Source organism: Dapis brunnea BLCC-M229 (assembly GCF_050015995.1).
Lineage (GTDB): Bacteria > Cyanobacteriota > Cyanobacteriia > Cyanobacteriales > Microcoleaceae > Trichodesmium.
On sequence record NZ_JBNHEP010000041.1, the window covers coordinates 1 to 15,396 of the forward strand.

14 protein-coding genes are annotated in these 15,396 nt (G+C 35.7%); 8 read left to right on the forward strand and 6 right to left on the reverse strand.

Features of this window, described 5'->3' with window-relative positions; genetic code table 11:
• Nucleotides 1-500: 500 nt before the first annotated feature.
• The 3 genes from ACP6PM_RS03715 to ACP6PM_RS03725 form a co-directional block, all read right to left on the reverse strand.
• Nucleotides 501-1,757 carry a DUF1822 family protein gene (locus ACP6PM_RS03715; protein ID WP_426581965.1) on the reverse strand — a complete coding sequence of 419 codons (1,257 nt, stop codon included), beginning with the start codon at nt 1,755-1,757 and terminating at the stop codon, nt 501-503.
• Nucleotides 1,758-2,080: 323 nt separating this feature from the next.
• Nucleotides 2,081-3,439, reverse strand: a complete 1,359-nt coding sequence (locus ACP6PM_RS03720) for a sigma-70 family RNA polymerase sigma factor (RefSeq protein WP_426581967.1) — start codon at nt 3,437-3,439, stop codon at nt 2,081-2,083.
• Nucleotides 3,440-3,639: 200 nt separating this feature from the next.
• Entirely contained in the window at nt 3,640-4,539 is a 900-nt protein-coding gene (locus tag ACP6PM_RS03725) for an efflux RND transporter periplasmic adaptor subunit (protein ID WP_426581969.1), read from the reverse strand.
• Nucleotides 4,540-4,765: 226 nt separating this feature from the next.
• On the opposite strand from ACP6PM_RS03725, the gene ACP6PM_RS03730 reads away from it, so the two are divergent.
• Nucleotides 4,766-5,044: a hypothetical protein gene (locus ACP6PM_RS03730; RefSeq protein WP_426581971.1), complete on the forward strand. Its 279-nt coding sequence runs from the start codon at nt 4,766-4,768 to the stop codon at nt 5,042-5,044.
• Nucleotides 5,045-5,413: 369 nt separating this feature from the next.
• On the forward strand, nt 5,414-6,322 hold the full coding sequence (locus tag ACP6PM_RS03735) for a DUF2207 domain-containing protein (protein ID WP_426581973.1): 909 nt from the start codon (nt 5,414-5,416) through the stop codon (nt 6,320-6,322).
• A 287-nt stretch (nt 6,323-6,609) separates the two neighbouring features.
• On the opposite strand, the gene ACP6PM_RS03740 is transcribed toward ACP6PM_RS03735, so the two are convergent.
• A complete protein-coding gene (locus ACP6PM_RS03740) occupies nt 6,610-7,227 on the reverse strand; it encodes a TetR/AcrR family transcriptional regulator (protein ID WP_426581975.1) in 618 nt (205 codons plus the stop codon).
• Between the two features lie 272 nt (nt 7,228-7,499).
• Entirely contained in the window at nt 7,500-8,849 is a 1,350-nt protein-coding gene (locus ACP6PM_RS03745) for a cytochrome P450 (RefSeq protein ID WP_426581977.1), read from the reverse strand.
• Between the two features lie 468 nt (nt 8,850-9,317).
• On the opposite strand from ACP6PM_RS03745, the gene ACP6PM_RS03750 reads away from it, so the two are divergent.
• The 6 genes from ACP6PM_RS03750 to ACP6PM_RS03775 all read left to right on the forward strand — a co-directional run bounded on the left by ACP6PM_RS03750 (nt 9,318) and on the right by ACP6PM_RS03775 (nt 14,676).
• Nucleotides 9,318-10,781 (forward strand): M16 family metallopeptidase, encoded by a 1,464-nt coding sequence (locus ACP6PM_RS03750; protein ID WP_426581979.1) that lies wholly within the window; start codon nt 9,318-9,320, stop codon nt 10,779-10,781.
• A 479-nt stretch (nt 10,782-11,260) separates the two neighbouring features.
• The gene (locus tag ACP6PM_RS03755; protein ID WP_426581980.1) at nt 11,261-12,745 is read left to right on the forward strand and encodes a M16 family metallopeptidase; all 1,485 of its coding nucleotides are present in this window, start codon (nt 11,261-11,263) and stop codon (nt 12,743-12,745) included.
• Nucleotides 12,746-13,126: 381 nt separating this feature from the next.
• Nucleotides 13,127-13,345, forward strand: a complete 219-nt coding sequence (locus ACP6PM_RS03760) for a DUF2281 domain-containing protein (protein ID WP_426581981.1) — start codon at nt 13,127-13,129, stop codon at nt 13,343-13,345.
• Nucleotides 13,332-13,673, forward strand: a complete 342-nt coding sequence (locus ACP6PM_RS03765; protein ID WP_426581983.1) for a type II toxin-antitoxin system PemK/MazF family toxin — start codon at nt 13,332-13,334, stop codon at nt 13,671-13,673. The genes ACP6PM_RS03760 and ACP6PM_RS03765 overlap by 14 nt, the downstream gene beginning before the upstream one ends.
• A gap of 263 nt (nt 13,674-13,936) precedes the next feature.
• Entirely contained in the window at nt 13,937-14,353 is a 417-nt protein-coding gene (locus tag ACP6PM_RS03770) for a XisH family protein (RefSeq protein ID WP_426581985.1), read from the forward strand.
• Nucleotides 14,341-14,676, forward strand: a complete 336-nt coding sequence (locus ACP6PM_RS03775; protein ID WP_426581986.1) for a XisI protein — start codon at nt 14,341-14,343, stop codon at nt 14,674-14,676. Before ACP6PM_RS03770 ends, ACP6PM_RS03775 begins: the two co-directional genes overlap by 13 nt.
• Nucleotides 14,677-14,775: 99 nt before the next feature.
• Here ACP6PM_RS03775 and ACP6PM_RS03780 read toward each other — a convergent pair.
• A partial coding sequence (locus ACP6PM_RS03780) for a tetratricopeptide repeat protein (RefSeq protein WP_426581987.1) occupies nt 14,776-15,396 on the reverse strand: 621 nt, incomplete at its 5' end.

Genomic DNA, 15,396 nt, shown 5'->3' on the forward strand with positions numbered 1-15,396 from the left:
TTTAGCCCTAAAATAGATATTATATTGTCAAACCTTTTGTTTGTTTGTAGTAGGGATTTAGCCCTAAAATAGAAGGGCTAAAGCCCTACTACGAGCTTTAATTATAAATTGTTGTTGGGTTGCGCTACCGCTTAACCCAACCTACTTGACTACTGGAGTGTTTCAGCTAAAACTGTGCATTAGGGAGTATAGTAGGGATGTTGCATGCAACGTCCGTACGGGAGAAAGATTGTTGTTGGGTTTCGTCCCTCAACCCAACCTACATCTATATGCAACATTTAAGATGGAACAGTCTACTACTAGGTCGTTTAGACTAAGATTGTGAGTAAAACCTAACCCCCCAACCCCCTTCCTATCCCCCCTTACCCCCCTTTGAAAGGGGGGAGTAGGGAAGGGGGAGCATCTCTCCCCTATCCTACAAGGAGAGGGGTCGGGGGAGAGGTTTTCATTGACTCAAACTTACCCACATTTTAAAGCTAGACGCCCTACTACGAATGTAATCAAATTATGAAATTCTTTGTCACAATAGCAGAATTAAGAACAATCTGAAGACTAAAGCGATCGCCTGGATCGGCGCTAAATTTGAACTGAATGTAATCATCTCTTTCTCTAGCACGAATTTCAAATAAAGATTGCCCCATTTCATCTAAACCAATAAGTTTTAAATTTGCTGGTAAAAAACGTTGGTCTTGGAGAGGATAAACTCTGGAAAGAACAGCAAATCTTTGGTTCGGTTTTGGTAAAATGGCTATCATTAGTGCCACCGGAACTCCTGCTAATTGCATTCCTATATCGATAGCGCGACGTACACCTGCTGCTGGGTGACTAGGGTCAATTTCCCATAACAATTCGGCAACTTGCCAGCGAGTTTCTTCATCTTCTGTTGTTTGTAAAATCTTTACTAGAGCTTTATTTACTTCTGTGTCTGAGAGTTCAGTTTTAGATAAATCTGTCTGTATTTTGCCTCTTTGTTTTTGAGTCATTTGGAATTGTTTGATAAATTTTTTAACTACTTTGGGAGATAATTTTTCTGTGGTTTTATCTAAATTGAAAGCCATTTGTATAATTGGTTTACGATTTCCTAGAATTTCTTCCACTGGTTGCCAACCTTCTCTCAAAATACCTTCTAACCAACTTGTTAATTTTTCCCAAGATTTTGATTCAGCCAAGGTATTTTCTGGAATTTTAATAGCTGCCGGACTCAAATATTTCAAATTTAAAATTAAGTGGCTGGAGTCATAATTTAGTTCACTCAAAGAAAGTTGATAATTTCCTATTTTGTTTTTTTCTAAATACTGATTTATTAATTGATCGTATCGTCTAAATCCAATTAAAATAGCTTCTTCTTCCTCTACTAAAACCTGTATTACTATATAGAAATGAGCAGCAAAATCTGGGGAATTAATCATTTTTTGGGGAATTTCTATTCCTTCATCTACTATACTCTCATTTGTCAGTAAGCAAGCTTTAAATCCGCCGACTTGCAGATTGCTCATTGGTTCGGAACTAATAATTTGATTAGGTGGCAGAGATTCAATTTTATTATCTAATCTTAAATGGCGATCGCTCAACCATTTTTTTAGTGCTAATAAACCCAATATTTTCAAATAAGCTTGCCATTTTTCGGCTTCGTTATTAAAGTTATGACTCAAAAGAGTTGCTTGCTGAAAATCTTCAGATTCTAAATCAATAGTTTCTGAGTGCAATTGTCGGTAATATAGTCTGTTTACTTGCTCATAATCAGAACGAATATTCATATTTTTTCTCCGGTTTGTTGTTGTGATATAAAATTTGTTTTTTTGTGATTAATGGAACAATTAATGTAGTTTTTTACTATTATAAATCTCCGATAATAAAAAATAGAATCAATTATCGCACATAAATAATCAATTCTTTCCCCCTACTCTGTACGGACGTTGCATGCAACGTCCCTACCTACTCCCTCTTTTCCGGAGAGGTCTATTTATTATTCTCAGGACTTACGCAGAACCACCATATCTAGTAGAGGGCGAATGGCATTCGCCCCTACATAAGGTTTATGATTTGGAATTTTGCGTAAGTCCTGATTCTATAAAATAGGCTAGATATATTTAAGATAATAGCGCATTTTTTCAGAGAACACACTTGTCATTTTTTGGTATTTTCTGCCTGTAGAAATTTCCTTAGCTGCCTCTAGAAAAACGGTTTCATCTAAATAACGACTTAAGAGTTCAATTAAAGAATCAAAAGCATTTGGATCTAAAACTCCTTGACTTAAATTTAACTCTGCTTTCTTCAACAAAATCTGTAGCAATTTCTCCATTACTTGTTCTCGAATTTGCTTTAGCATTTGCTTAAGTTTTAAGATGCGACTAACTTGAGATTGATTATTCATATTTAATTGTCGAGCTACTTCACTTTGAGATTTATTTTCACAATAAATTAGTCGTAAACTAGGCAAAAAATGAGGAGCAAATTTACTATACCAGGCACTTTTTTGTAATTTCTGCAAACGTTGAGAAAGTACCACCTCAATAGCATCCATAATAGCTCGATCGCGATTTTTGTCGAGAAATTCAAGTTCCATTGCTGAAGGTGAAAGATTAGAGGGAGGTGGAATTTCAGTTGGATTGAAAATTTGTTCCTGTAGAAACTGAGCAATAGTTTTTAATTGCTCCAGTAGTTCATCCAAAGAATTATATATAATTTTCCTTGGAAAAAGGCGATCGCGCATTTCGTGAAGTTGAGACTCAGAAGGTTCGGGACATTTGCCCCTTGCACCCTTTTCTCGTCTGTCGCGCCGATATACGCTATGAAATGCTTCTACAACACTCTGTTCTTGAGGTGAGAGAGTTTTCATTTGGTAACGCTTGATATCATTTAGTTTTCCCCAAGGAGTAGTTAAAGATAAACCAAATTCCACCCATAACGTTCGAGTTAGTTCTGAGTGGCGACGGGTAAGTAAATAAGTCCAATTCCAGAGTCCAGCTTTCTCAGGATTGAATTTTCTTAAAATGTGCGCCCAAAAATAAGGGTAAGAAGACTGAGAGTTTTCCCTAACTTCCTGAAAGCTCTTGATTTTACCATCATCAGTGAGTACCAAGTACAACAAGTCTAGGTGGGAAAAACCATAGCGATCGCCAAATTGTTGAGCCAATTTTTGACAAGCATGAACAATGCCATGAGAAATGTAGCAGCGCAAAGAAAGTCCTGCTGTTATGCTGCATTCCTTAGAAGAGGCCGAATTTTGAGATAGAAAGTGAGATAACAAAGTAGCTTGAATTTTTCGGTCATCTTGGGAGGAGACTTCTTTGAGTTCAGCAATAGACGGAAACCAGATTTGAAATTGTTGTCGAACAGGCAATAGTACCTCCTCTCGATATCCTCTCTGAGAAGCAGACACATCATAGCTAGCTAAATCAATTTTGCGTAATGTCCAGTAGTTCTTGCTGAGAACCATTTGTCTCCCCCCTATACTCGTCCATAGTATTATTCAAGTTTATTGAATCAGTATTTACGCTGATTAGCATTCAAAATTTATTCTCCTAAAGGTTCTATTTTACTCTAGTCTGTGATGATTTGAACTTATGCACTTCAAGGAGAAATAGGGAGTTTTTCATAAGTTCAGGGTTTTATAAATGATTGAAAATTGCTATACTTTTAAGGAGTTTTTTTACTCAAGTCTTGTATAGGTTGACCATTTTTTAATTCAACAACATTCGATACGATAATTTTGTCTTCTAGTTCTAATCCTGAAACAACTTGGTAATTTTGACCCTGGATATTTCCTAATTTAACAGGTTTTTTTTCAGCTATTAAACTAGACTCTTTACATTGAGATTCTTCTTCTTTTACTACAAATACAAATGTCTGGTCATCAATCCTTCTGACGGCTGTTATTGGGATAAAAATGCCAGTCGTTTTTTCCAAAATTACTCTTGCTATTACTTGCTGCCCATCTCGAAAGCCATATTCTTGACTAGAAACTTTAGCTCCAACCAACATAGTTTGACTTCTCTGATCGGTTTCTGGTGAAATAAAATCAATTTTGCTAGTAACTAATACTTTAAAATTATTATTATCAATAATTTCTATAGGAGTTCCAATTATAACTCTGGATGAATAATCAACTGATATATCAAAGTTAAGATAAAAAGATTGGTTGTCAACAACTGTAGTTAATTTTTCTCCTTTCATTATAAATTCCCCTTGATTAAAATAAAATTCACCTACTATTCCAGTAAAAGGGGCTTCAATTTGTTTACCATTTTTAAGTTTAATAATTGGAGATCCAGCAATTACTTTTTCTCCCGTTGAAACAACTATTTCATCGATTACACCTTCATAGTAAGCTCTAATACGTGCCTTTTTTTTCGCAACAATGTTGCCAACATACTCTGCTGATTGGAATGAGGGCATTTCACTGGGATTCACAATCTTCACTTCTACAAAACAAGGGTTTGATGAAGAGTTTGATGTCTGTTTACAACCATAAGTGATAATGCTGGTAATCAAAGTAAGAATAAGAGTTGTAGTTAAAAATTTAGGAACTAATTTCATGTTAGATTAAATAACTATAACTTCAGTTGGAACTTATTATAGCATTTCGATTGACTCATAGGATTTTAAATTAAAAGCTTCATCAACTAACTTCATTTTTATTATAGTCTCTGATGATTTGAACTTATGCACCTTTGAGAAATATTTTACCGAACCTGCATAAGTTCCCTCTGACAAGAGCTAGTAGGTAATGAACAGACCACATCAATCAAGGTAGAACATGATTATGAAAATAGGTGAAATTTTGCTCCGAAGACAAGTTATTTCCCAAAGTCAATTAAAGGAAGCAATAAATATTCAGACTTCAATGAAAATGGGTGAAATATTACTGCGAAGACAAGTTATTTCCCAAAGTCAATTAAAGGAAGCAATAGACATTCAGACTTCAATGCATCTGAAATTAGGAGAACTGTTAATGTTCCAAGGTTGGATTCAACCAGAAAATTTAGAAGAAGCTTTAAAGGAACAATATTGGCGACAAAATGGCTATTGGATAATTGACTAAGATTAAGAATTTCTCTACCGATCGAGCAATAATTATGATTTTTTTCAGGGTGATTTATTTCTAAAAAAAAGTATTTATACAAAAATTGAGTATAACGATAAAATTCAGTTTATTTTATATAGCGTTTCTCAGCCTAATGAGGTAAACATATCTTTATTTTTATTCTATTCCCTATTCCCTGTTCCCTGTTCGCTGTTCCCTAAAACAAAGGAATTTTGTACTTCAGCAGCATGAGAATTGCTATATTAATTTGCTACTAAAATTTTCACCTATACTAAGAAAAATAAAAAAATGAATGAATTACCAGTTTTGATAGAACCATAAACTCATAAAAAAACCAGATTTAAACTACGGAAAATATTAACTTTTTTGGTAGTAATATTGATTGGTTTATCTCCAGCATTACAAACCATTGCTCAGGGAAATTCCCCTTTTTACTGGGATTTTATCAATGTTGAAATTGACGTGCAAAAAAATGGAGATATGCTGGTCAGCGAAACCCATAAATATGTCTTCACTCAACCCCATACAAACCAACGATATCGATATATTCCACTAGATAAAGTAGATAAAATTACTGATGTTACAGTTTGGGAAAATCAGGAACAGATTCCTAGCCAAACTGGTATCAGAAATAACCAGATATGGATTAAATGGCAACATAAACTCAATGCACCTGAAGCTCATACTTTTGTCTTGAAATATCGGGTAATTGGTGGTTTACATATTAATGATAGTGGAGATAAGGTTTACTGGAAAGCAATATTTGCTAACCGGAGTGCTGTTATTAACAATGCCAAAATAATAGTCCGACTGCCAGATATTTTATCAGAAAAAATTCAAAAATATAAAAGTTTTGGAGTGCCAACTAACCCTCGAAAAATCAATTCAACAACTGTAGAATTTGTAGCTCAAAAACCGATTCCACCGCAACAAGAAATAGAAGTTATTGTGCTATTTCCTCATAATATTCTTGATGTTTCAAAACCAAATTGGCAGCGCACTCAAGCAGTTAGTTCTCTTTTTTCAAGATTATTAGACCTGATATTTGAGATCGACGTCACAATATTAATATGGATAGGGATAGGGGTTTTATTTATTTTAGGCTTGATTAATGGAGGAGGCAGTGGCAGTGGTGGTAGCGGTTGGAATTCTGGTGGTTACGGTGGCGGTGGTTACGGTGGCGGTGACGGCGGTGGGGGTGACGGCGGTGGCGGTGGCGGTGACGGCGGTGGCTGCGGTGGCGGTGACGGCGGTGGTGGTGGCGATGGTGGATAGTATCAGTTTAACAATTAGGACTACTACCCGTTAACCTAAACTGAAAAGTTACCCCGACAATTTGGCTACAAAACCAGACCTGAGATTTTCACTTCTCGAAGCCATTTTAATATAAGTAGGTAGACGCGAATAAACCTCACTACATAACGAAATGTTGATGCACCTCATACCCTTGAGATTGCTTCCTTCCACTTCGTTACAGTCGTAATGACGTATTACGAATGTAGGGGCGAATGGCCATTCGCCCCTACTTATGACTTCTGTACCTCGCCAATCTGACGGCTCCCCTATCTGACTTCAGCTAAAACACCATTCAGGAAAATATCAGCTAATCCCTCCGCCATTTCTTGCATTGCTTGGGGAGAAGCATCAGGATCTAATAAAGTTTTTTGACTAAAACCAGCGATCGCAAACATTCCTAAAAACACCCGCGCCACAATTTTAGGATTCATCTGACGATATACACCCCGCTCCATTGCTGTTGTAAAAAAAGCCTCCGCCACATCAGTCATTTTATCAATAACTTCCGATTGAATCTTATCCCTCAATTCTGGATGAAACTGCGCTTCCAAGAAACAGACTTTCATCATATCTGCATTACGACTAATATTTAACATCCGGCGACGCATGACTTGTGCTACAGCTTTATAGCTAGACATCTCACTTAATTCTGTCAATAAATCTGTAAGAATTTCCACCCATCCTGCCGTAGCCAACTCTATCAAAATTGCCTTTTTATTACTAAAATGATGAAATAATGTACTCTCTGCTACTCCCACTTCCTTTGCTAGATCGCGAATTGTCGTACCATCATATCCATGTCTAGCAAATAACTTTTGAGCTGTTTGTAAGATTCTAGTTCGTGTCTGTGTCTCTGGAGTTTGTAACTGAGTCGAAACTTTCATAATAGTTAATGCTGAAACTTATCCCTTACTTTAACATTTTCAAGGATCTAGAGTGTTTGTTTTGCTTCTAAATCTGCGATCGCTATACTGTGTCGATAAGTGAGTATCTAAACTAATCTATTGAATATTGCTGATAACGAGCAACACTCATTAAAAGTATCTGTGACTATTAGACATCTCCAATAATAAAAAATTAAATCAATTATGATAGATAAATCATCAATTATTCTCCCCTACTCCCTCTTTTCTGGAGATGTCTATTCAAATGGTGGTTACTTTGCTGTAAAGCAAACTTCTATTTTATTAGCTGGGCGAGCAACAGGAAATTTATTAATTGTTAAATCTTGATTCTCTTGAAATTTCCAACTACTATTATTCAATAGGACAGATATAAAAATTTTGATAACCAAATAAGAAAATTCTTTGCCTATACACTCCCTGGTACCGCCTCCAAATGGGATATAACAAAAAGGTTTCTTTTTATCTTCAGCATTCGCAGCATTAAACCTTTCTGGATTAAACTTTTCTGGTTGCTCATATATTTCTGGGTCTTGAAGAACTGAATTAACTTGATAACTTATATACCACCCTTTAGGAATTCGGAATCCTTGGAAAGAGAAATCTTGAATAACTTGTCGAAATCCACAACTAACAGGAGGCGCTAGGCGTAATACTTCTTTGATTACTTGTTCTAGATAAACCATTTTCTTTAATTTATCTAAAGATAATGGTTCTGAACTATCCAATTTTTCTTGTTCTATTTCCAGTAATTTTAAAACATCTAAATGTTCTGATATTAAAATTAAAAAAGAAGTTAATGCTGAACTTAATTCCTTTATTCCTAATGATAAAAGATTAACCATTTGTTCTGCTATTTCTCTTACAGTTAGTTTGTTATTTGTTTGTCCTTGAACTGTAAGTAATATGCCTAATATATCTGAACCAAAATCACTTTCTTTCTGTCTTTTGACAATGATTTGTTCAAATTGATTAAATAATTTATCCTTACTTTTTAAAGCACGACCTAATTTAGTCCAAGGAAAAGATAAAGGAATTGTATTTAATCCTGACCTCATATCTTTTAAATAATTACTGATTTCACTTTCTGAAGCAGAATCTATACCTAGCAATAATTTCAAAACAATATCTAAAGTATAATTATTTATTTCAAAATATAAATCTACATAATTAGATTTCATCCATTTTGAAATATAGCTTTGACTCAAATTATGAATAGTATTAATATAGTTATTTAAAACTTTGTTTTTGAGAGTTTTAGCTAATAATTTTTGTATCTCTCTATGTTCTTTACCTACTAATACAGTAATGTCATGTTGACCGTATATTATTTGATAATTTCTAAAAACTTCAGTGGATGTGAAGTATTGATTTTTATTAGCAGATGTGAAATATTTTTCATTAGTTAAAACAAATTTAACAGCTTCATATCCTTGAAATAAAATAAATTTTTTACCAAGAAGCCGGATTTTATAAATAGGACCATATTTTTGGTGAATTTCTTCTATAATGTTCTGATGATTTTTTTGAATTTTTGGGTTTTGTCCAAAAAAAGGTAATCCTAAATTACCAGGTGGCAAAGGCAAAGAAGAAATTGGATTCATATTCATAAATATTGAACTTATTTCAATGGATTTGTCACACTTTCAAATAAAGATTAGAGTTATTTTATCCCTATTATGTACAAAAGAAAATTTTTCTACAGTCTCTAGTTTTCAAGACGTTACAGCCAGAGAAATTTTACTCATAGCATTCAGGCCAACATCAATTTCCCAATACTCCAGAATATAATTCTAGATAAATTGAATTGATTTAATTACGGATGTGTGGCCCTAAATTAGAAAAGTCTACCCCAAAACCAACAGAAAAAACCTAAATAACAATTGGATATGCTGAAAAACTTATTATCTCAAGTTATATTATTTCCTTACTGGTCTCAAAAATTAATCAGCTCCCTTCTGGACAAGGCCAACTTTAATAGCCCATTCCTTAATGGATCGGTTCGCGAATCACTCAAATTTTGTCTTTGCCTAATTGTCCTATGTTTCTTCTGTTTTAGCCTTGCACCAAGTATGGCCCTAGCGAGAGAATATCCCTCTTCAGGAGAAGTATCAATTAAACCCTATTTAGACCGAGTAATTAAAAAAATAACAGAATTTCGCCTAGATAATGGCATGAAATTCATCGTTCTAGAACGACATAATGCCCCCGTTATATCCTTTGCTATTTATGCAGATGTAGGCGGAGCAAATGAACCAGATGGCAAAACAGGTGTAGCTCACTACCTCGAACATTTAGCCTTTAAAGGCACAAAAAAAATCGGCACAAAAGACTATAAAGCAGAAAAACCAACTTTAGACAAATTAGACCGGATATTTGCAGAAATTCAGCAAGCTAGCACGGATGGTAAAACCCAACAAGTTGCTCAACTCAAAGCAGACTTTCAGAAAGCTCAAAAGTTGGCATCTGAATATGTCAATCAAAATGAATTCTCGAAAATTGTCCAACAAGCAGGAGGAGTAGGACTGAATGCTGCTACCTCCGCAGACTACACCCAATACTATTACAGCTTACCTGCTAATAAACTAGAATTATGGATGTCTTTAGAGTCAGAAAGATTTCTAGATCCAGTATTTAGAGAATTTTACAAAGAAAAACAAGTTATTCTGGAAGAGAGGCGATCGCGTACTGAAAATTCACCTGTTGCTCAATTATTAGAACAATTCCTCAAGAAAGCTTTCCAAGTACATCCTTATCGTCGCCCTGTAATTGGTTCTTCAGAGGATATACAAAATTTAACCAGAGAAAATGTTCGCGATTTTTTTGATACTCACTACGTTCCTAGTAATTTAACTGTAGGGATAGTTGGAGATGTCAATCCCAAAGAAGTCAAAAAATTAGCAGAAATATATTTCGGTCGTTATAAAGTTAGACAAAGACCGCCAAAACTAAATGTTGTGGAACCTACCCAAACCGAAACCAAGGAAGTAACGATGGAGTTGCCATCCCAACCTTGGTATATAGAAGGTTATCATCGACCAGCAATAAATCATCCCGACAGTGTAGTTTATGATATGATTGCTAGTATTATGAGTGATGGTCGTACTTCTCGCCTCTATCAGTCATTAGTTGAGAAACAAAAAATTGCACTTGTCGCTAGAGGGTTTAGTGGTTATCCAGGAGATAAATACCCCAACCTGATGCTATTCTATGCCATGACTGCTCCCAATAGCAATATAGATGAAGTAGGAGCAGCTTTGCAAATAGAAATTGAAAATTTGAAAACAGAACCAGTTTCTGAGGAAGAATTAGAACGGGTAAAGACTCAAGCGCGAGCAGGTCTGTTGCGGTCTCTTGACTCTAACATGGGTATGGCTACTGCTCTTTTGAACTACGAAGTTAAAACAGGTTCGTGGCAAAATCTATTTAAAGAGTTGGATGCCATTAATTCTGTAACGACAGAAGATATTCAACGTGTAGCTCAAGAAACTTTCGTGGCAGAAAACCGGACTATTGGCAGATTACTTCCTCAGTAATAATTAATTATTAATTATTAATTATTGTAATAATTGGGAATGAGGTACTAAAAGTCAAAAGTCAAAAGTGTAATAAGTGTAGGTTGGGTTGACGTAGGAAACCCAACAACAATAGGACTTATATCATGTGCCCCCTACGGGGAAGCTACGAATTGCGGATAATCACTTATAATAAAGTTATTGTTTGTAGTAGGGCTTTAGCCCTATCTACAATTCGGGCTTCAGCCCTACTACGAACTTTAATTATAATAACTATTTAACCGAACATAATATTACGCAAAATAATGTAATTCTGTCATCGCGAGTGGTAGCTTTTGCGTTTCATCAGCGTAGCAAAGCAGTCCATCAGGATAGCAATCTCAAACGCCCAAAACTTATTCCTAATGTGTAAGTCCTGAACAATAAAGCTTTGTTGGGTTTCGGTTCCTCAACCAAACCTACAAAATCTAATTTTATCTGTAATCTAACAAAAACAAACTATGCTCTCTAACCAAAAGAAAATTACTAGATCAAAACTTTTCTTAACAGCATTTTTAGTAATAGTAATGCTGTTATCTATTCTAGGGCGATCGCCAGCTACAGCTCTAACACCAGCAAAACATTACACGGAACTAGAATTTCCACCATTACCAGAATTAGAAATACCAGATTACACTCGCTTTAAACTTAATAATGGCATAGTTGTGTATCTGATGGAAGACCACGAACTTCCACTAATTGGTGGACGTGCTATATTTCGTACAGGTTCGAGATTTGAACCAGAAAATAAAGTAGGGTTAGCAGACTTAACCGGAACTGTTATGCGTACAGGAGGCACAATTGAACACTCCCCGGAACAAATAAACCAACTACTAGAACAAAAAGCAGCAGCAGTAGAAACAGGTATTGGCGGTACTGCTGGTAGTGCTAGATTTAGTTGCCTCACTGAAGACTTAACCAAAGTATTCGGATTATTTGCTGAAGTAATTCGCGAACCTGCATTTACTGAAGAAAAACTAGAGCTTGCCAAACAACAATGGCAAGGTAGTATTGCTCGTCGGAATGACGACCCTGAATCTATTGCTGGTCGTGAGTTCCAAAAATTGATTTATGGTACAGAAAGTCCTTATGCTCGAACTGTTGAATATGAAACTCTCGATAATATTTCCCAAGAAGATTTAATTGATTTCTATGCCAAATATTTTCATCCTGAGAATATGATTTTGGGAATAGTGGGAGATTTTAAGACCAAACAGATGCGATCGCTCATTAAAGAGCAATTAGGTGACTGGCAACCAAGCAGTAAAGCAGTGAAACCTCCTCTACCAAAAGTTACTCAAGCTGAAGTCGGTGACATATTTTTTGTGGAACAACCTCAGGTAAATCAAAGTTATATACAAATGGGTCATTTAGGCGGAAAATTAGATAATCCTGATTATACAGCTTTGAGCGTAATGAATAGCGTCCTCAATGGTTTAGGAGGGCGTTTGTTTAATAATATTAGATCGCGCCAAGGTTTAGCATATTCTGTTTCTGCTTATTGGAGTCCTAATTATGATTATCCAGGAGTATTCGTCGCTGGTGGTCAAACTCGTTCGGATGCAACTGTGCCATTTATCGAGTCTGTTAAGGAAGAAATTGAACGTATCCGCACCCAACCTATTACAAGAGAGGAACTTCAGCACGCTAAAGATTCTACCCTCAATTCCTTTATTTTCAACTTTCAAGATCCAGCTCAAACTTTATCCCGTTTGATGCGATATGAATATTATGATTATCCTAAAGATTTCATTTTCCGTTATCGCCAGGAATTGGAAAAAATTACAGTTGCAGATGTACAAAGAGTAGCTCAAAAATATTTGCAACCAGAGAAAATGGTAACTTTAATTGTGGGTAATGAAGAAGCAATTCAACCGCCTCTGAGTAGTTTGGGAAATGGGATTGAAATTACTTCTATAGATATTACGATTCCAGAACCAAGTTAAATTTATAGCTTTCAGCATTCAGCTATTAGCTATCAGCTCAAGCAAAATTTGTAGTGGACTGTTTCAGCTAAAATAGTGCGTTAGAATTGTCATTGCGAACGATAGTGAAGCAATCTCTAGTAGATTTCCTATTGCACCATTTTAGCTGTGTCGGTCCAGTAGGGTGCGTTAGACGGTTAAAATTTAGACTTTGAAAGGCATTTAACAATCCGTCGTAACGCACCATCTTAATACCAATCATCAAAAGTATTGCTATACTTATAAGCTGACAAAAATCACTTTTCTTCATCACCGAAGTTACCAAATATAAACAAGTATTTGCTCGAACAAATAATATTTAGGAATAGAAAATCCAAAAGCACATAATATTGATATAAATCAATGAAAAACACAAATATTTACACTGAGTCGGAAAAAATACTAATTACCAAAATCCGGAGTTTACCTCCAGATAAAGTTTCCGAAATAATAGATTTTGTAGATTTTTTGTCTCAGCGACAACAACAGCAAAGTTTGACTAATTCTATTACTCAACTCTCTGAAGCAGCTTTTGATAAAATTTGGGATAATCCCGAAGATGATGATTATGACTATTTATAAATTTGGTGATGTTATTCTAGTGCCATTTCCATTTACTAACCAAACTACTAGCAAAAAACGACCTGCTGTTGTAGTAAGTTCGGATATTTATAATAGTCAATATGCCGATCTAATTATTATGGCTATTACCAGTCAAAGTAAAGTAATATCCGGAGTTGGAGAAGTTATAGTTACAGAGTGGAGTAATGCTGGTTTAGTCAAACCTTCTATAATTAAACCTGTTATTGCCACGATTGAAAAAGTGTTGGTTATTAGGAAACTAGGAAAACTTGAAGATGGCGATCGCCAAGCTTTGAAAAATGCTTTATCGGAAATATTAGATGAGTGATGGCAGTATAAATTTTTTGTTGTTTAATTTGCATAGTGGATAATTTACAGCAAATTTCGGTCAAATGAGGCACAAGGTAAATGGTGAAAATATTATAGTGCGGGCATCTTGCCCGCGATGGGTGTACCTCATAACATCGGAAACTGCTGTATATTAAATCTGGCAGCATCGCTTTCTTTGATAAACCTGGTTTCTGCATAATTTATAATAAATAAAGAGGTAAAATATGAGTCATAAATTGCCAAAATTAGAGAAGGGTAAAAATGGCTGCTAAGGATAAATTTCATGCTGTGGTTAGAATTGCTTTGGAAAAGGAGGAATGGCAGATAACCGACGATCCCCTGCTACTGGAAGTAGGCGGAACTAAATTTGAAATTGATTTAGGTGCAGAAAAACTATTAGCAGCAGAACGTGGTGAAGAAAAAATTGCAGTTGAGATTAAAAGTTTTTTGACTGATTCGCCATTAACAGATTACCATGGTGCTTTAGGACAGTTTTTGAATTATCGGTTAGCTTTAGAAATTAGCGATCCAACACGAATTTTATATTTAGCAATACCTGTGGTTGCTTATGAGACTTTTTTTAAGCGGGAATTTGCCCAAATGTCTTTAGAAAGGTATGAAATAAAACTAATTATTTATGACCCAAAACAGGAGGTAATTGTACAATGGATATCTTAGAATCTTATCGCAATATTATTCAGTCTATATTAACAGTTTATGCTGCCATCCCTATAGCAAATGGTGAGATAGATAATTACACGGTTTTTGATACAAAACAAGACCATTATATGGTTATGAATGTAGGATGGGACGGTTATCGGCGTGCTTATGGTTGTGTTTTACATTTAGATATTAAAGGAGGAAAAATTTGGATAGAGCAAAATATGACTGAAATGAGAATTGCTGAAAAACTTGTGGAGCAAGGAGTGCCAAAAGACGATATTATTCTGGGATTTCAAGCTCCTGAAATGCGGGAATATACTGATTATGGAGTTGCTTAATTGAGGAAAAGAAAAGCTAGACACAGATTCGGGGACAAACTTTTTCAGTTATCAGTTATCAGTTATCAGCAAAACTGAGCAGACAAAATTCGATCTCCCCTACTCCCCTGCTCCCTCACTCCCCCGCTCCAGAAGTTGTTGCCGACAACGTTGGAGATTTTCTTGCACCTTAATAGTTGTCGGATGTTCCTGACCTAATGTTTGTTCACACATATCCAACGCTTGTTGGCACAAAGGTTCCGCTTCCGAGTATCTCCCTTGATAACGATATAAATTTGCCAGGTTTTTGAGGCCAGTAACAAGGCTTGGATGATTTGCTGGCAAGGCGATTTTGATGATTTCTATAGCTTGTTGGAACAAAGGTTCCGCTTCCGAGTATCTCCCTTGATAACAATATAAATTTGCCAGGTTGTTGAGGTTAGTAGCAAGGGATGGATGATTGGCAGGCAGGGCAACTTTTTTGATTTCTATAGCTTGTTTGTACAAAGGTTCCGCTTCCGAGTATCTCCCTTGATAACAATATAAATTTGCCAGGTTGTTGAGGTGGGCAGCAAGCTGTGGATGGTTGACAGACAGGGCAATTTTGACAATTTCTATAGCTTGTTGGAACAAAGGTTCCGCTTTTGAGTACCTCCCTTGATAACAATATAAATTTGCCAGGTTGGTGAGGTGGGCAGCAAGCTGTGGATGGTTGACAGACAGGGCAATTTTGACAATTTC